This window comes from Saccharicrinis carchari (assembly GCF_900182605.1).
Taxonomy (GTDB): domain Bacteria; phylum Bacteroidota; class Bacteroidia; order Bacteroidales; family Marinilabiliaceae; genus Saccharicrinis; species Saccharicrinis carchari.
The window spans coordinates 1-19,468 of the sequence record NZ_FXTB01000006.1 but is presented as its reverse complement, the minus strand read 5'-3'; the positions used below and the strand labels follow the sequence as shown (position 1 = coordinate 19,468).

Sequence of the window (19,468 nt, the reverse complement as noted above, 5' to 3'; positions counted from 1 at the left end):
CATACAGAGTGGGTAAATAGGAATTCGGTTGGTGTAAAGCGCTTAACTCTTGCTATACTGCAGGCTCTGGTCTGCGACTATCCGACATAGCAGTTGCACAAAGGTTTTGCAGACTTGGTTGCAGGCTAATTTTTGAAAAAATACGAGTAACACTGAGGCTTTTTTTAAATAGCACTATTGGAACCATGGTAATTTATTTACTTTGTCCATCCATTTTTACCCTTTGAGCTTACTTTGTTTTGTGGGGATTCTAACAGAAAGAAGGCGTGCCTCCGAATACAAAGTTGCCTATTACTGCATGTGCGAACCCTGCTCACTGTTCACTTTTTTACCGTTTTACTGTTCTCCGTTTTACCCTTGCTTTTCCTGCCGGTAATCCAGTTCCAGTACTTACGCATCAGTTCACCAACTGTATCAAATTCTTCTTGGTACGATAAACCTATGCCTTGGGTAGTGGGGGAGTTGTCGAAGCTAAAATCGTCGTTACTACGGGTGTAGGCTTTGGCACGCAGGCTACCCGATTGGTTTAATTTAACATCCAGATCAAAATCGCCTACGATATTACTTGAGTTGGGGTTGTTAGCACCAAACCGACCGTACTTGCCGTATTCTACATTTCCATTGAGGGTAACACGATCGTTAAATATTTGAGTGGAAAGTGCCACTTCAATCTGTTCGCTCGATATCTCGTTCTCGGGGCGGTAACTGATGCCTACATCTACATCGTCAAGCATCTGCGAAACCAGGTTGCTGAGCTGACCAGAGAGTAGCTCGTAGGTATAGGCATTGGCCAAATTGCTGCTCTGTCCGGAGCTGCCCGAAGAATTATAGCTGGGTGTATAAAACTTGTTAAGAACCAATAAGGAAAGCACTTGTCGGTTAAGCTCTTCTTCGGTGCTGATAGCTTCGCGCACAATGGTTTGCGTGCTTTGTTCAAGGGTAGGAGCAGTTATGTTAAAATTGATATTGGGTTGCGACAAACGATTGCTCAATATCAAATCCACGTTAATGGGTACTCTGCCCGATATGTCGTTGGATGCACTGGAGCTTGGGTTAAGCGATTGAAGCGAGGTTTTAAGTTTGTAAGTAGCGGTAATATCGATCATGGCATCGTAGGGACTGCCCTCCCATACAATTGAACCCCCTTTGTTAATATCAAAACGTTTGTTTACAACATTCTCCAGCGAAAACAGATAGTCTCCCTTTTCGGCCGTATAATCCCCCAAAAATGTAATCTCACCCTCTTTGTCCATCTGTATTTGCAAGCTTCCTTTACCCCAACTTTGTAGTACGTTGCCACCGGCCGATTTAAATATAACCTGTATCTGGGCATCCGGGGTGATATCCGCACTCATATTTAAATTGTAATTGGTTGCTTCTACTTTATACTCCTCCTGTTTATGATTGGTTGTTTTTAACGAATCGTTGTGCGATATAAATTGAATGAAATTATTATCCAGTGTCTCGGTATCGTTAGATATGGGGATGTAAAGCTTTGTGTTGCGTTTTGACTGGCCATTGATGTCGAGGCTTAAGTCGTAGGTTGTTCCTCGCACAGCCAGGTCACCATCGGCATACACCGTGCCGTAATACAAAGGATTGTCTTTCTCCTTGGTGTTGAGCAGCAGCATGTTGTTGGCATGAACATATAAATCGAAATGCATATTGCGGAATCTTCGGTGGAGGATGCTCCCGGTAAACCGTCCGTTCCTGCCTCTGGGGTCGGTGAGTGTCATATCTTTAAATACAAAAGACTCCGGCGTAATAATAACAGAATCCTCTACAAAAAATGAACACTGTAAAAGGTCAACATCAAACTTAGCTTTATTAACTTTTATGCCCCCTTCCATACCAAAACCATATTCGGTTTTTAGTAAACGTAAATTGCCCGAACCGGTACCCCTGAGATTTTGTATAGCGCTACTGGTGTACATGTTTACAAGTCCAAGGGGAAGACTGTCCAGTTTAAAATCGAAGCTGTAATCTTTGTCGGCAGGTTTAAAATAACCCGTACCGCTTAGTGGCCAGCTGTTACCATTTTGTACCAAGGCTTTAACCAGTACAGCATTTTGCAAATTGCTCCAGTTAGATTGTAATTTCAGGTCGCCTATATCTTCGTTATTGATTTTAAAACCGTCCAGCGTTAGTTGACTTGTAATCACTGGTTCATCAAAACTATCTTTTAGCTCAAGTGATCCGTTAAGGAAGCCGTCAAAACGTATTCCATTTAGGTTGAGTAGAGAGCTTATAGCATGTAAATCGATATTTTGAAAATAGGTAGTCAGCTTTCCTTTGTCGTTCTTGTATAGCGATCCATTGATGTTGATTTCCTGGTTCCCATGATGCAGCCTGAAGGTATTTACCCGTAATCCTATAGGCGTCAGGTTGATTTCTGAATCCTGAATGGTCCACAGTGAATCTTTAACTATTACAAAAGACGGCATCAGATTTATTTTAGTATAAATATCGCCTTCTTTGGTTTTTTTGATTCTTGTTTGGGTGCTTATCCTTCCTTTATTTTGGGATTGATCCATGTCTTTCCAACTTATTTGCAGATCAATAGAATCGTTCGCCGCGTTTTGTTCAATCGTAAAATGACCTAATGGTATCAGCTTCCCTATTCCAAAAATATCGGTATGTAAGTGGCTGTTTAGTTGATTGTTTAAAGTATTGATTTCTAATTTAATGTTTTTGGCCCATAAAGAGTTGTATTTGATTTCGTTGCTGTTGGCTTGGATTTGTAATTGCTTGTTGTAGCTATTTACGCTGCCGTTTATGCTGGTACTATCCGCAACCGTTAAATTGCTTTGTAAGGCAACCATAAGTTTTGCAAGTTTTTTGGTGGTGATGGCAAAGTCAAATTGATCCGTATAACTTGTTGTTTCTTTGGGGAATGAAAAAAATGCGGGAAAATACGCCGCTAATACTTGTTTTATGGCCTTGGAGATGCTGCTTGCATTAAAATTACCGGTGAGGCGGGTGTCCAATAAATCCGAGTGCAGGCTTATTTCTTTTGGGCTTTGGTTTTGATTGGCTTGCACTACCAACGAATCCAGCAGGAAGGTTTGGTTGTCGATCCATAGTTTACCCTTGTGCAGCAAGGTAGAGCCTGATAAGGTATTAATGCTTGTACCGTTTAATGATGAGTTGAGCATTAAACTCATATTGCTGCCAATAAGCTTGGGCGCTATATTTAACTTATCGAGTTTAATATTGTTGAGCACCGCACTAAAGTCAAATTGGGGAATATTGTCGCTAAAGTCAACTATTCCGTTAAAAAGCAGTTGGGCATTCGGATCATTTAATTCTATTTCGCCATTAAAGCGTTTGTTCGATATTAAACCGTTTAGTTCAATTTCTTCGTATTTATATCCTCTGATGTCAATGGAGTCTATTGTTCCTTTTATATATGAATTGAAATCACGCTTTCCTGAATTGTACCCCTGTACGGAAACATCCATACTAACATTGTTTAGGCTGTTTTCCCAATTTAGCATTTTGCCTATGTTAAATTTTTTGGTGTTTATAAAGCCCGAATAAATCAGTTTGTCATCCTCAGTGATTTTAATGCCCAGGTCTGTATTAATATTGCCTAAATCTGTACGGAAACTGCCATAGGCCACCAGGTTATCAACAAAACCCGAAAATTTACCACTGTATTCAATACTGCCCATCCGTTTAAACGATTCGGGCAAATCTACATCTTCCGATTGGGCATTTATCGATAATATTTTGTTTAGATCTACAATGTTGGTGCTTAGGCGTTTCACATCTAAAAATACGTACGATTGCCTAAAGTTGGGCAAGCCGGTAATGTCGAAACTGGTTTCCAAATGTGTATCGGTGCCGGCGTTAATATTTATGTTGCGTCCTTTCAAATCGGCTATGGTTCCGGTAAAATCGCCTCTGAGGTTAATGCGGTGGTTTAATACAGGGAAATTGGGGATAAGTAGCTCACATTCGCGATAATCCAGGGAAACCGAATTTACTTGCAACTCAAGCGCTGCGGTGTTTATAAAATCCTTTGTTCCGGCAACGGAGTCCAATTGTAATTGAAGCTTGCCCAGACTGATAAAGGAGTATTTGCCCGTTAAAAGTAAGTTGCGTAAAGTAAAACTCCTTTTTCCCACAGTAATTTCGGCTTTTGATTTCTTGACTAATAACCCGGAACGTTCCTGTGCCGATAAGTCTTTGATACGTACGGATAACTCCCCTTCCTTGTTAACTATTTTATCAATGAGTAAGCTGAGTGACGAAATACCGATGTCATTGGGGTTGAACTTGGTTTGTGATGGGGGAGCTGTGCTGTTCTGATACGAAAAAGCACTGTTTTTTATTCTTATTTTCTTAAGGTTTAACTGCCATTTGCGCGCGGATTTTTGCTGCGACAACAAAGAATCAACGATAAAGGAATAATTGTTACGTGTAGAGTCGGTAGACAAATTGGTATGTAAACGGTTTACGTTTACTTGTCCTAAATAGATTTGCTTACGTTTAAGGTTGAAGCTATCTATGGGGGCGCTTATTTGTTCAACATAAATTAAGGAATCGTGCTGCTGATCTTTTACCAAAAAATCATTGACCACTATTTTTCGGATGGGATAAAAACGGACACTTTCGATGGAAACTTCGGTGCCCAAATCCCTCGAAAATTTTTTCGTAAGCATATCTACCAGTGTGTTTTGTACCCCGGGTATAAGCACCGTAAAATATAATAATATAGGTGTTATTATTAGGGCGGCCAGCAGATAGACTAATATTTTATATATTTTTTTAATAGCTTTGTTCTTTATTTTGCAAAAATAGGTAAAAAAGGACTTAAACACTTACTATAAACGGGTGATAGAGAAAAAATATTACATATCAAATAACATGCTATAAATATCGGCGGCCTTAGGGCTACTTTATAAATAATTGAACACTAAACCAGCATATCTTGTTTTATTACGAATTAACCACATCTAAGCTATATGAAAATTCACCTTAATCATATTTCCCTAACTTCTAAATCTAACCTCTAACTTCTAACCTCTAATTTCTAACCTCTAACCTCTAATTTCTAATTTCTAACTTCTCATCATCTAAAAATGAACATACACATACTCGCCATCGAATCATCATGCGACGACACCTCGGCATCCGTTTTTAAAAACGAGGTGGTGCTATCCAACAGCATAGCCAACCAGAACGTACACCGGGAATACGGTGGGGTGGTTCCTGAGCTGGCCTCCAGAGCGCATCAGCAAAATATTGTTCCCGTGGTACACAAAGCATTAAAAGATGCAGGAGTAAACGCCGATGATATTGATGCCGTGGCATTTACTCGCGGACCCGGACTGATGGGCTCCCTGCTGGTGGGTACTTCCTTTGCCAAAGGTTTTGCCCTGGCTAACAATATCCCACTCATCGATGTAAACCATCTGCATGCCCATGTATTGGCTCATTTTATTAAAGAGCCGGATCAGGAAACGGCACATCCTGAATTTCCCTTTCTGTGCTTGTTGGTATCGGGTGGTAACAGCCAAATAGTATTGGTAAAAGATTACATGCACATGCAAGTGGTGGGACAAACCATTGATGATGCCGCAGGAGAGGCTTTTGATAAATGCGCTAAAGTGATGGGCTTACCTTATCCGGGTGGACCTTTGGTGGATAAATTGGCCAAAGAAGGCAAGCCCAATGCTTTTGAATTTGCCAGGCCCAGGGTTAAAGATTACGATTACAGTTTTAGCGGACTGAAAACATCGTTTCTTTACTTCTTAAGAGATCGATTAAAAGAAAATCCAAATTTTATAGAGGAAAATAAAAATGACTTGTGTGCCTCCTTGCAAAGTACCATCGTAGATATTTTGTTGGATAAATTAGAAAAAGCGGCCGACGACCTAAATATCAGCCAAATAGCTTTAGCCGGAGGTGTTTCAGCCAATTCCGGATTACGTGATGGGCTGCAAAAAATGGCTGTTCGTAAAAAATGGATAACCTTTATACCTAAGTTTGCGTACACTACCGATAATGCCGCAATGGTGGCTATTACAGGCTACTATAAATTTTTGGCCAAAGATTTTGTAGAACAGGACGCTGCCCCTTATTCAAGGGTTGTGTTTTAATCCGTATAAAGAGAGCGTTCCCATGCCGGATATAAAATAATATCAAAAGGATTTAAGGATTTGCCCAGTGGATAAGGATTGAAAGGTATTTTTTTTACTTTTGTGGCGGAAAATAAAATAAATATGGATGTTTCGTTGGTTTATGTTAAAAGTGAAGGCTTTGTAGAAAAAGCCATTGGCGATGAAAAGGTACTGGTACCCTTAACGGATAACGTAGCCAACATGAACCAGGTGTATAACTTAAACGAGGTGGCCGCATTTATTTACGATACCATCGACGGACAAAAAAACATTGCCCAAGTGCATACAGCATTGATAAATAATTACCAAGTGGACCAAAACCAAGCATTAGACGACATCACTTTTTTTATAAACGACATGGTTAATAGAGGAATTTTATTCGCCAGGCAATAGTTATGGGGTAAGATTTTATTTGAATGAAAACGAAGATACAAAATAAGAAAATATATTCGAAGCCACTGCTGGAGGTGATTGATGTGGATTTTCAGATATCGATGGTGATGGATAGTGATTTTCCGGGAGGGCCAGGAGACAATCCGCCTGCGGCTCAGCGTACTCCGCAACAAGGACCTGCCCAACTATCCAATACTTCGGCGGACAATGATCCTTTTGGCGGAAGCACCCCTCAATATTAAATAATTCGTCTTTATGGGTGTAGGTGTTTCTTAATTTTTTGTAAGTGTAAAGCTATTAGTTACTTGATTAGTGTTCCAGATGTCTGGTAAATGTTAATAAATGCTGCAAATCCGTCTTTTGTCTATTATCTAACAATCTACAATCTATGGAGCGCTTTACCATAAAAATAGCCGGTCTTTATTTCCAATGCCAAAGCGGTAGCCATCGAATACAGTTAGATAAGCAGGGTTCGGTCAGGCATTATCTTTCTCAAGATTCTGTTATAAGCCCCGACTATTTTTTAGAATATACCGTTGTACATTCACTTGACCTGTCGAACTATGAACCTGTTTTTGCTGGTAAGCCCGAAGCCAATGAGGCACTTAACTACAAATGGCATGTGTACAATAGTAAGGGAAAGGTAGTTGTAACAGTCGACTATACGGATCATCCTCACATCCAAACCATCACCGCTTTTGTTGTTGATAATGATACAACCATTAACATCCAAATCGTTTTAAAAGATGCGCTGGATAAGTCTGTCGTCATTGATCCTTTTATTCATCCTTTGGGCTCGTTGTTGATGCTGTATTTGATGCAGCGTAAAAAGGGACTTTTGATCCATGCCTCGGCCGTAGCAGTAGATGGCAAAGCATTTTTGTTTACCGGTGTGTCCGGCATAGGGAAATCGACCATGGCCCGCTTATGGCGCGAGTGCGGAGCCCAAATACTTAACGACGATCGCCTGGTGCTGCGACCTTTCGAAGATGAGGTGAGGGTATATAATAACCCCATGCCCTATTATGCGCAACATCCAAGGGAGGCCTCACTTAAAGCTATATTTCTGCTAAAGCAATCGCCACAAAATTATATTCAACCTTTGGGCGGTGTGCTGGCCTATTCGCGGGTGCTCGGTAATTTTATTCAGCAGTTTTATCAGCAGCAAATGGTTCAAAACCACCTGGGACTGGTGGAGGAGGTGCTGAATAAAGTGAAGGTATATGAAGTGGGTTTTAAACCCGACCATGATATTGTGGCAATGATAAAAGGGATGGATGGGGAGTGATAGGAGGGAGGTATGGTAGCAATGTTCGCCAACAAGATTTTTTATTTTTAAAAAGAACGCAATAAGTTGCTTTAAAAAGTGACTAAAATGCACACTATGGTTGTACAGCGAACACAAAGAAATATTGTGAACATGGTGCTTTCTTTGTACACATGATATTGAAATATGGCAAAAAACTAAAGATAAGCTGTACATTTACCTCAAAAGAAGGGGATGCAACTACCTTTGCTGTTGTAAAAAAATAACACTAATGCCTTCCTATAATCGAAACAAAGTTTTATTTGGCGAAACCTTTGTCGCCATGCTACAAAAGGAGCATTACGTTGATGTGCCTGTTTATGGACTGAGCATGTTTCCTTTTTACTTGCCTGGCGATACAGTACGGGTGGAGAAAGCAAATCCCGGCAATCTTAAAAAAGGGAATGTAATTGTATTTACCAATAAGCGCCAATTGGTGGCGCACCGCTTATTAAAATACGATGCGGAAAACGGAACCGTGTTGGCCAAAGGCGATGGACTGATTTCAAAGGACAGGCTTTTGCCCGAAGAAAATGTTCATGGCGTGGTTATCCATCATTTCCGCAATGGGAAAGAAAAGATTTTTATCAACCGTAAAGGGGTAAAACGGATTATCGCCAATATATCGCCTTACATGGGACGGTTTACTTTTTACGCAGGGCGTGTTTGGAATAAATTCTTTTCGATGTAAGAGATATCTTTCATTTTTAAGGTTGGGGACTGGAAGATTCACAGTATAAAGCAATTTTACAATCAACGATGGCTCTTCCCACTCCCATTTTTTGAGGGAGGGGGAAGTACTGCAACGTGCTCCTACGCTGTAGCTTCGGCGCAAGAGTAAGTTGCAGGGATGGGGATCAATACGTATTTATTTTCAGATGTGAATTGTATTATCGGTAAGGCTTATAACCACCCCGTCTGCTATTTCGTACCTCATAGCATCCACCCCTCCTTTTTTAAGGAGGGGAATCGTTGTGTGTTGCATTTTGCCAGATAGTAAAATATCTCCTTCGTAAATTAGCTCTTTCTTTTTTTTATGTTAGGGCACTGGAAGATTCATAGTATAAAGCAATTTTACAATCAACGATGGCTCTTCCCACTCCCATTTTTTGAGGGAGGGGGAAGTACTGCGACGTGCTCCTACGCTGTAGCTTCGGCGCAAGAGTAAGTTGCAGGGATGGGGGTAAATACGTATTTATTTTCAGATGTGAGTTGTATTATCGGTAAGGCTTATAACCACCCCTTCTGCTATTTCGTACCTTATAGCATCCACCCCTCCTTTTTTAAGGCGGGGAATCGTTGCAACGGGTATTTTTATGATAAACTAAAATTTTCTTTGTAATTTATATTTTTCCTTTTTTAAGTTGGGAACTGGATAACTCATAAAAAGTGCACAGGTTTATAAACGGAGATGGCTCTTCCCCTTTTATTCTGAAAAAAGGGGAAGTACTGCCGCATAGCGGTAGGGATGGGGTCTATCCGTTTCTCATCAACCATCGCTCATGATATTCCTTTATTTCATCTATAATAATATTCGGATGTTCGAGTACCATTACATTTTCATCTCTTAGGATGGTAATATTACAGGTGTTTAATTTTTCATCTCGTTTTAAATCATACTCCACGCTATAAATATGCTGTTCCCCGTCTAATTCGATACCTAATTTTATTTGAGGGCAAAAGAAATCTAATATAAAATTATCGATGGAGTGTTGCCTTCTGAACTTGAGTCTTGTAATCTGTTTGTTTTTAAGGTATTTCCACAGTTCAATTTCTGCTGGTGTAGAATGGTTACGCAATTGTTTCCTGAAGTGCTTTAAGTGTGGACTGTTGGATTTCATGATGTAAATTTTAAATCAAGTTAGGGAAAATGTTGGTAAAAAACAGATTTTAGCGGCAAGGCATACAACCACCCCGTCTGCTATTCGTACCTCATAGCATCCACCCCGCCTTTTCTAAGGCGGGGAATCGTTGCAACGGGCATTTCTATGTTACGCAATATGATCCCGTTGTAAATAATATTTTTCCTTCTTTAAGTTGTGAACTGGATAGAACCTTAAAAAGGTAGGGGTTTAAATACAGCGACGGCTCTTCCCTTTTTTCCTGCGAAAAAGGGGAAGTACCATGCTGCAGGCATGGGGATGGGGTCTATTTGTACACACATGGGATTAATAAGCTTTATTTTTTCTTATCTTTTGGCCATGAAAAAAACATCCAACAACATATTCCGCTCACTCAAAATAGTATGGCAAAGCTCGCCGACTTGGAGCCTTGTGAATGCGGCTGTGGTATTGTTAAAGGGGGTGATGCCTTTGCTGCTGATATTTATTGTGCAGATGCTCGTGGATGAGGTGAGTCGTGTGTTAACGGGCGACCATACAGTGCAGGGCGTTGAATCCGTGTATTACATATTGCTTTTTGCGGGCGGGGTATTTGTGCTTAATGCGCTACTCAATTCATTGTCCGGCATCATCAGCGAAAAACATGCGTATTATATCGACGACAGCGTCCAGGATTTAATACACAAACGTACCACTAAACTCGATTTTGCCAACTTCGATGATTATAACTTTCAAAATATATACTATCGAGCCATCAACGAGGCTACCTATCGCCCTAAAAAAATCTATTATGGTTTTGTGGGGCTTATCCAAAATAGCATTACCCTGGCATTAATAGCCGGATTGTTGGCCGGATTGAGTTGGGTACTCATGATCGTACTGGTGCTGGTGTCGGTACCTGTGGTTTATATTCGCTTAAAATATTCGCGTAAGATATTCGTTTTTAACCGCGAACATACGGAAGATGAACGCAATGTGGCATACTATAACCGCTTGCTCACAGATAAAGCTTTCGCCAAAGAGTTGCGGGTTTTTAATTTGTCGGGTCTGTTTAAAAAGCGGTTTGAGGAGCAAAAGAATAATTTAAGGGGCAAGCGTTATGGCATGCTCAAGCTCAAAACAGCTTATGAACTAGCCGTGCAGTTGATTACGGCAGCGGCTCTTATCGTAGTTTTTGGTTTTATTGCTTCTACGGCTATTCAGGGCAACATTACCCAAGGGCAAATGGTAATGTATTTTTTGGCTATGTATCGTGGCTATAGTTTTTTGCAGGATTTACTGAGCAGAATATCCGGATTGTATGAAGATGGCCTGTTTTTAAAGAACTTGTTTGAGTTTATCGATTTTGATGTGATACGTTATGAAAAGAAAAATGCAACCCTCTTCCCCGGAATAATGAAAGAGGGGGTATGTATAGATAATGTTAGCTTTAAATATCCTAACAGTTCCAGAGCAGCACTTAAGAATGTAAGTTTTAATATAAATCCAGGTGAAACCATTGCCTTGGTTGGTGCTAATGGAGCTGGCAAGTCGACGCTGGTAAAGCTACTGTGTGGCTTATATCGACCAGACCAGGGCAGCATCACTTTTGACGGCGTGGATCTTTCTGTAATTAATAAGGATTCTCTGGCCGAAAATGTGAGCGTAGTGTTTCAGGATTTTATGCTTTACAATGTAACGGCCCGCGAAAATATATGGTATGGTAATGTTAAGCGTCCGCAAAGTGATGAAGAGATAGTGCTTAGTGCCCAAAAATCGGGTATTGATAAGTTGATTACTACCTTACCCAACGAATATGACACGGTGCTGGGTACTTTATTTAAAGACAGCGAAATGCTGAGCGTGGGCGAATGGCAACGCATCGCCCTGTCGCGCTCCTTTTTTAATAATGCGCAGCTGGTTGTTTTGGACGAACCAACCAGCTCGCTGGATGCATTTACCGAATCCAGGTTAATTGAAAATTTTAAGGCCATCACCAAAGACCGTACGGCTATCATTGTCAGTCACCGTTTATCCACCATCCATTTGGCCGATCGTATTGTAGTGCTCAACGAACGCGGTGTGGCTGAGGTAGGTACCCCCTCGGAGCTGCTGGAAAAGAAAGCTGCGTTTTATGATATGGTGCAATCCATGCGGAGGAATGGGCTGATGTAAAAAAAAGCCCCCAAGGCCCCCCTCAGTCCCCCCCGAATGGGGGGAGGCTAGGAAAGCACACTGCGTGTGCTTCGGGTGATACTTACTATTTTCACGGGGTGGATATGAGCGTCATGTAAATATTCACCCCGTGAGTTTTTTTACACAAGCCGAAAGACGGGGAATTGTTGCATGCTGCACTTTGTAAATAATAAAAATTCCCCGCTGTAAATCAGCCCCCACTTTAGAGCCTGTCCCGCTGCATTGCGGGGGGTGGGGCTAGATTCAAGCTGTAAATCAACCATTTTTTCCAAGTCATACCGGAATAGCTCGTAGAGCTATTCTCCAACTCTCCCCATCTGGGGGAGTTGGAGGGGGCTTCTTCCATCTCTCCCCATTTGGGGAGTTGGATAGCTTGTTCCGATAATTTTCGGAAAGGTTTTTCTTTTTATCCTATATAAATACTGATTCATCCCCACTATCAGTCCTTTAAGCCATTTGGTTGAAAATAGTCAATAAAAAACGAACCCTTTTGCATATTTCGCGTACAAACGCATAGATGAACAATTTGAATGTTTAGTCAAAAAAATCGAGTAGCAAAAGTTCGTTGTGCTATTTTTGAGCCCGATTTTTTGAGTTAATAATTAATTGAGAGAAAATATAAAATAAGTATGAGGAATATTTACACGTTTTTAGTAGTTGTGTTGCTCTTGCTGGGTGCAGTGAGGAGCCAGGCACAAAATACATATTACACCCTGGCCAGCGGTGACTGGCATAATGCCGATATCTGGACACTTGACCCCGCTGGGGCCATTCCTGTGGGGAGTGCCGTACCGATGGCCGGCGATAATGTGGTGATTAAATCCGGTAAGGTGGTTACGGTGCAGGTAACAGATCCGCTTACTACTATGGATTTGGGAACAGTGACCATTGAGGGCAGTTTAAAGTTGGGCACCACAACGAATCACAAGATGAACACCTTAAGGGGAAGTGGTAAAATTTTTATTCAAGGAAATAACTTTCCTACGGTAAGTGATGCATCTCATTTTATTACGAAAGGAAAAGGAGAGGGAACGGTGGTTCTGGAGGGCAACTCCTTTACTTATGGTTCCGGTGCCACGGATACCTTCTATAGTTTGGAAGTAAATACCAACGCCGGACAAACCGTAACGCTTTTAAATAATTTAAAGCTAAATGGGAACCTGAATATCCTGCAAGGAACCTTGCAGGTAAATGACGGCAGCAACACCTCACCATTAACCCTGGATGTAGCAAAGGATATCGCTGTGCAGGCCAAGGGAGGAATGACGGTTGGTACGGCCAACGCCATACACCGTATCAATGCTTCCGGAGATTTTAAAAACCACGGGAGCATCGACTTTACAAATGCGGCACAATATACTGCGGCAAGTAATGGCGCAGTAAATGTAAATTTTACAGGTAACTCAGATAACGAACTGCTTTGCAATGGTATTACAACGTTTTACCGTATGTTCCTGAATAAGGGAACCGACCGCACCTACACCCTGGCTGTGAGTGCCAACAATGCCACTAATTTTAGCCTGGATGGCCCCATAAGTGGAGCTTCGGGTATCGAACCTACCGATGGCCCGGCAGGGTGGCAACGACTGGCCTTGGTTCTGAATTCCGGCACCTTAAAGTTGGAGTCCAACATCGATATTCCGCGCCTTGGGGCGAACAGAAACGGTTCGTCTCCCAATGAATTTCACATACCTGCCAGCGCGCAATTGTGGATTAATGGCGCTACGGTAGCTACACACGAGTCGGGTGGGGGCTGGCGTGGCATTACCGTTTACGGTAAACTCAAGGTGTCGTCCGGATCTTTTACCAACCCGGCCGGTACGGGTGGTATTACCTATTTTAGCAATGCTGATAATCCCGGAACGTTGGAAATAAGCGGTGGAGATGTATATACTACCCAGTTAAAGCAAAGTGACGCCAGTGGTAAGTTCAACTACATACAATCGGGCGGTACGATGCATATCAACAGCTTGGCGGACGGTCGTGGTTCATCAGCCATATTTGCCTTGCCCGGTACCGACGATTATTTTGAGATGACTGGAGGGCAGATTGTCATCGATGCAGTAAACACCGCAGCTACCAATGGCATTGATATTGGCGCTACCTCGGGTAACTACAACGTAACAGGAGGTACCATCCAAATTAAAACACCTACCCTGGGAGCAGGAACGGCGTTTCAAATTAATTCTACTGCACCCTTTTACAACCTACGTCTAACCAACTCTGCTCGCGGAGGTTCACAAGCAGTGGCCTTGCAAAGTGAGCTCACCGTGTTAAACGATCTTGACATTGCAGCTAATACAACCTTAAATGCAGCCAGCCATACCCTGGAAATTAGAGGTGATTTTACCAATAATGGAACTTATACAACCGGGACAAATACAACGCGTTTTATAGGGGCTAACCCATCAATTATCACCGGGAATCTTAATTTTAGCACCTTGGAATTAAAAAAGGAGGCTGAAACACAAACGGTTACTCTGGGTGCGGGAGCGATAAATATAACTGGTGACCTTACTATTAGTAAAGGAACTTTAGATGTTGGTTCAATTGAACGTAACCTGGGTGGAAACATTGATATATCTTATGGTGGCATTTCTGGTGCTAGCGCATTAGTATTAAATAGTTCTTCAGCCCAACAAACCCTTAAAGGGAAACTCGGGCAAAACCCGGGTTTTGGTAAGCTGATATTAAACAACAGCTATGGCACGGCTCCTCAAATAAAATTATTGAGCGATGTGGACGCCACTTCTGTTGAGTTTCAACGTGACTTGATTTTTGATTTGGAAGGATATAACATTAACATTTCAAATTCAACCTACTCGGGTGCAGATGCCAATTGGGGTGCAACCAGACTGTTTCGTACATCCGGCTTAGCATCGGATGGTGGTCTGACCTTATCAGTTAATCAGAATGACAATGGAACGGATATTCAGTTTTTTCCTATCGGAGTAAATGAAGGAGGAACAACCCGCTACACCCCCATGCAGGCAGATGCCAATGCCGTGTTGTCTGCTAATGGAACAATTACGGTTCGACCGGTTAATGATTATCATCCGACCAATACTAATCCGAGTCCAGAATTAGCTTTGCCTTTTTATTGGAAAGTAACTCAAAAGGGATTAAGTACAGAGGAAAATAAAATAAGATATCAATTTACATATTATTCCAACTTTAACTGGTGGTTAACTCGCTTAGGAGCTACCAATTGCTCTTTTTCAAATTATAAATGGAATGATTATTCAACAGATGTGAGAAATAGGACTATCCGTTTTCCATATAATTCTTTTCTAGAGACAGATTTTACATTTGCAAAGATTGAAGGTTTCTTCTACGACCCTCCAAGAACTTTATATAGCAAAACAAACGGAGCGTTTAATGGAGGCAATACTTGGACAACCAACCCTAATCATTCAACTGGGAGTGCATCGGCTCCACAGAAAAATGATTATTGTATAATAGCTTCAGGTGACACAGTAACAATTGATGCCAACAACGCCGATGCTTCGCAAATTCAAATTGAGGGTGCATTAATCGTCAATGCAGGTAAAACGGGACATGATATCGATTTAATTAAGGGTTCAGGTACTATACGATACAACGGCAACAACCTAATTAATGGCGACCATTCTGAGTTTTGTAATAATCCCAATGCCATTTTTGAATTTAGCGGAGGTCAGTATGAATTGCCAGCGAGTATTTATAAATATCCTAACCTGCATATTACAGGTAGTGGTAGGAAGACGACAGCCGATGTAGATTTGTTGGTAGCCGGAGATTTGGTAATTGACGGGGCAGATTTGGACCTAAACACCGGAACGAATGGTGATATGGAAATATTGGGTAATCTGAATATTCAATCCAACAGGATTCGGTTTAGAAGAATGGGTAATGAAAGAACAGTTTCTGTTGGTGGAGATATTATCACATCCACAACAGGCGACATTGTGGCTCAAAATGCAGGAAGCGTATCCTTAGAGCATAAAATTAAACTGGATGGAAACATTAACCACAGTGGTCGTCGCTTTCGTATGTATAAAGTAGAGGGTACGCAAACCAATTCCATCACTTTCTATTTTCAAGGGTTGGAAAATGCCACGGTAGCTACACCTGCCGAAGAAGCCCAGTTTTCGAAGATAGTAGTAGATAAGCCGGTAGGAAAGAAGGTTACATTTGTTAACGATTTTACTTTACGTTGGCCTGCGGATAAGGCAATCAAACCCCTCTCTCTCATTTCCGGCGAATGCCATTTAAATAATTCAGCCATCAATATTAACTTATCCACAGGCGGAAAAGATTTCCGTATTCCATCAGGCACAACCCTGAAAGTAGATGGGGGAGCCTCGGTAAATGTAGGAGGAGCAGCATCCAATACCGGTATCTGGTTAGATGGCGCTTTAATCGTTGACAATAATGGAACCGTTAATTGTAACCAGGGTGCCAATGGCTTTACGGATAATTACATCGCGTATTCCTCTTCGGGGGAGGCTACTATATGGTTGGGCAATAATGCGCAGCTCAACATAGGTTCACAAATTCGCCGCTCCTTAAAAACAGATGTGGGATTGTTAAACTTTAATCAGAATGATGAAACTGCGACAGTAACTGTTGGGATGAACGATGCGGGTGACACCTCAAGGGGCGTATTCGAAATCATGGGAGCGGGTAGTTCTTTTACGCAGGCCCAAAACGCACGGATTACCATTGCGCGCGGCCATGGTGCCGGCTATCGTAGTTTGTGGTTCGACCCGGAAACAGTGAACCTAAGCACCGGTAGTGGTTTTGTCATTGGCCACGATACGCACACGCCAGCCTCACAGGAAGTGGGTATTTATGCCGCGCAGCCATTTAACAACCTAAGCATCAATGCTACGAATACACCCAAGGCAACGCTTATGGTACTGCCGCTTAACTTGCAAGAAAGTCTGGCCATTGGCACGGGTGCCGAGTTGGATGCAGCAGGATTAGATGTGAGTGTAAAGGGTGACTTTAACAATGCGGGTACTTATACGGCCAATAACAATACCACCTACCTGGATGGAACCAACGACCAAACCATTAGGGGAGCAAGCACCTTTTATAATTTAGTAAAACAGACTTCAAATACCTTAAACCTGGCATCAAACATTGATGTGGCTAATAATTTAAGTCTCTTAGCCGGTACCTTGAACACAGATATTCATAATATGCATGTACAGGGCAATCTGCTTAACAACGCGACAACAGTAAGCAGTGGTACCGCTTTGGGTATTGTGATGAACAGTATTGCAGACCAACAGGAATTGTCAGGTACAGGCGTGTTTAGTCGTTTATGTATTGATAACGCAAGGGGAGTGGTGATGCCAACCCAATCTGCAGCCATAGAGATAAGCGACATGTTAACATTAGAGGATGGCGTGTTTGATATAGGTCGTAATCTGATGGTACTAACCCCAACGGCTTCCTTTAGTCCGGGCACTACCCATGGCGGCTACACAAGTGCCAATATGGTACAGACCAACTTGTCGTTTTCAGATGCTGGTATTCGTAAAGATTTTCCCAGCACAGCAGGTGGCTCCTTTACCTATCCATTGGGTTCCTTTGGTAAATACACGCCGGTTTCGTTTACCAATCTGAACTATGCGGCCGGTACAGGATCGATTCGGGTAAAAGCGGCAAATGAAGCACACCTAAGTGCATTGGATATCAATAATGTGTTGCAGTATAACTGGACTTTAGATGCACAAGGAATAAACGGATTTACAGCAGACGTGACTATGATTTGTGATCCTGCCGATATCGCCTTAAACGGACATGTGGTTGAGGATTACGTAACCGCACAGTATGCCCTGGTTAGTGATACGGTGTACAAGTTTAATGTGGACGATTTTGTGGAGCCTAATACCTTAACTTACCAATTTGCCTTGGCAACAGATGCCGATATCGATGGAGATTATTCAGCTGGTATTCCTGCGGCTATTCCCGATAAAGTACCCTCTTACATTACAGTAGCCAATGGCGACTGGCAAACACAGCGCATTTGGGCCACTTACGATCCGGCTACTTCCACTACGGGAGCAGCGGGTGTGGGCGTACCTGTGTTGGGCCCACGGGGGAGTGCTGTGCATATAAGGCACGAAATAAGCTTATCGAGAAATGGCGAGGCCGCAGCTTATCGTACCATATTACAGCCCTCAGGAGTGTTAAAAACGGGTGCTACATTTGCCCACCGTTTTGGTGAAGTAAGTGGAAGCGGAACTTTGGTGTTGGAAAGTGGTGATATGCCGGCCGGGGTATATGATGAATTTTTCTCATCAAATGGAGGTACACTAGAGTTTACCGGTAGTATGAAAAATTACGACATACTGAGTGAGGTAACACAACTAAATAATCTGACTATAAGCGGAAGTGGCACAAGGAATTTCCCGAACCTGCATGTTCAGTTATTTGGCGATTTAATGATAGACGGACCCGATGTAGATAACGAATACAACAAAACACTCTCGGTGGGTGGTGATATTTATTTTAATGGCGGTACATATAGTGCCCGTTCCGGCTCGTTTGTGCTAAATGGTAGCTCTCATCAAACGGTTGGTGGAACAACGGACTTTACATCTTCCGGAGGTGGAGCTTTGTATAATCTAACCATTAACAATTCTGCCAAAGCCAGGCTGAAGAATAACATAGAGGTATCTAATAAATTGAACTTAAGCAGTGGTGTTTTAAGTACTAAGGATGGAGGAAGCCTGACGATTACCAATGCATCATCATCCGCTGTTGTGGGAGGAAGTACGTCAAGTTATGTGGAAGGACCATTGCGTAAAAAAATAAACAACTTACAAAGCTTTACTTTCCCTGTGGGAGATAATACCCGCTATGGTCAGATTGGGGTGAGTGTTGCTCCTTTATCCGGAGGCATCTGGGAAGCAACTTACCACAGCACCAACCCGGGTAACGATGGTTTCGACCCAAATGCTTTAAGTGGTCTCCTAAAGTATGTGAGCCACAATGAGTACTGGCAGATAAAGGCACCTAACAAAAATTGTTCTGCCAATATGTCTTTGCGCTGGGACGATGCCAGTGGGGTGATTCCTGACCTCAACTTCCGTGTTGCACAATGGGATGGAATATCCTGGAGCTCTGTACCAATTGATCTGCTGCAGATACTTACGCGTACAGTCCGCTTACAGAATAACATGAGTTTTAGTCCCGGGAGCAATAAGTATTTAACTTTTAGCTCTATTAGTATACCAGAATTCGATTGGTTGGGTGGTAGCTCAGATTGGTTCGACCCGGGTAACTGGGCACAAGCTATCTTGCCCGGTGGAGGTACTGATATCACCATCACCAACACGGGTGTGGCCCCGGTAATCTCCGACGCAGGCCTCGCACAGGTAAACGACCTCATCATTGAGGCCGATGCTTCTTTAACGTTAAACCCGGGCGCAAAACTTACGGTGAATGGCAATTTAACAACCAATGATAAATTGACAGTGAAAAACACTCCGTCAAAACCATCTTCATTAATTACTTACGGAACGGTTAGTGGGCAAACTAATTACGAGTGGAGCATTCCTAAATCTTTGGAGTGGTATATGTCGCATCCGGTGAGGGGTGTAACTGAGCAGGAATACGAAGCCTCCTAC

The 19,468-nt window shown here is 42.2% G+C and carries 9 protein-coding genes; 7 read left to right on the top strand and 2 right to left on the bottom strand.

Going from position 1 to position 19,468, the window contains the following annotated elements:
- Positions 1–320 precede the first annotated feature (320 nt).
- Positions 321–4,667 carry a translocation/assembly module TamB domain-containing protein gene (locus FN809_RS11755; RefSeq protein WP_142533724.1) on the bottom strand — a complete coding sequence of 1,449 codons (4,347 nt, stop codon included), beginning with the start codon at positions 4,665–4,667 and terminating at the stop codon, positions 321–323.
- Positions 4,668–5,087: 420 nt separating this feature from the next.
- Here FN809_RS11755 and tsaD point away from each other — a divergent pair, with 420 nt between their 5' ends.
- The 5 genes from tsaD to FN809_RS11730 all read left to right on the top strand — a co-directional run bounded on the left by tsaD (position 5,088) and on the right by FN809_RS11730 (position 8,518).
- Positions 5,088–6,107, top strand: a complete 1,020-nt coding sequence (tsaD, locus tag FN809_RS11750; RefSeq protein WP_142533723.1) for a tRNA (adenosine(37)-N6)-threonylcarbamoyltransferase complex transferase subunit TsaD — start codon at positions 5,088–5,090, stop codon at positions 6,105–6,107.
- Between the two features lie 123 nt (positions 6,108–6,230).
- Positions 6,231–6,521, top strand: coding sequence for a PqqD family protein (locus tag FN809_RS11745; RefSeq protein ID WP_142533722.1), 291 nt, complete (start codon positions 6,231–6,233; stop codon positions 6,519–6,521).
- 23 nt (positions 6,522–6,544) lie between these two features.
- A complete protein-coding gene (locus FN809_RS11740) occupies positions 6,545–6,763 on the top strand; it encodes a hypothetical protein (protein WP_142533721.1) in 219 nt (72 codons plus the stop codon).
- Positions 6,764–6,909: 146 nt separating this feature from the next.
- Entirely contained in the window at positions 6,910–7,809 is a 900-nt protein-coding gene (locus FN809_RS11735; RefSeq protein WP_142533720.1) for a hypothetical protein, read from the top strand.
- Between the two features lie 250 nt (positions 7,810–8,059).
- Positions 8,060–8,518, top strand: coding sequence for a S24/S26 family peptidase (locus FN809_RS11730; protein WP_142533719.1), 459 nt, complete (start codon positions 8,060–8,062; stop codon positions 8,516–8,518).
- A 784-nt stretch (positions 8,519–9,302) separates the two neighbouring features.
- Here FN809_RS11730 and FN809_RS11725 read toward each other — a convergent pair.
- Positions 9,303–9,668 carry an endonuclease domain-containing protein gene (locus tag FN809_RS11725; protein WP_142533718.1) on the bottom strand — a complete coding sequence of 122 codons (366 nt, stop codon included), beginning with the start codon at positions 9,666–9,668 and terminating at the stop codon, positions 9,303–9,305.
- Positions 9,669–10,028: 360 nt separating this feature from the next.
- Between FN809_RS11725 and FN809_RS11720 the strand changes: the two genes are divergently transcribed.
- Positions 10,029–11,822: an ABC transporter ATP-binding protein gene (locus FN809_RS11720; RefSeq protein ID WP_142533717.1), complete on the top strand. Its 1,794-nt coding sequence runs from the start codon at positions 10,029–10,031 to the stop codon at positions 11,820–11,822.
- 650 nt (positions 11,823–12,472) lie between these two features.
- The coding region (locus FN809_RS11715; RefSeq protein ID WP_142533716.1) for a G8 domain-containing protein at positions 12,473–19,468 on the top strand (6,996 nt) is incomplete at its 3' end.

Coding starts and splice junctions, on each gene's coding strand:
- FN809_RS11755 (WP_142533724.1), bottom strand. CDS start 4,667: ATGCTTACGAAAAAATTTTCGAGGGATTTGGGCACCGAAGTTTCCATC.
- tsaD (WP_142533723.1), top strand. CDS start 5,088: ATGAACATACACATACTCGCCATCGAATCATCATGCGACGACACCTCG.
- FN809_RS11745 (WP_142533722.1), top strand. CDS start 6,231: ATGGATGTTTCGTTGGTTTATGTTAAAAGTGAAGGCTTTGTAGAAAAA.
- FN809_RS11740 (WP_142533721.1), top strand. CDS start 6,545: ATGAAAACGAAGATACAAAATAAGAAAATATATTCGAAGCCACTGCTG.
- FN809_RS11735 (WP_142533720.1), top strand. CDS start 6,910: ATGGAGCGCTTTACCATAAAAATAGCCGGTCTTTATTTCCAATGCCAA.
- FN809_RS11730 (WP_142533719.1), top strand. CDS start 8,060: ATGCCTTCCTATAATCGAAACAAAGTTTTATTTGGCGAAACCTTTGTC.
- FN809_RS11725 (WP_142533718.1), bottom strand. CDS start 9,668: ATGAAATCCAACAGTCCACACTTAAAGCACTTCAGGAAACAATTGCGT.
- FN809_RS11720 (WP_142533717.1), top strand. CDS start 10,029: ATGAAAAAAACATCCAACAACATATTCCGCTCACTCAAAATAGTATGG.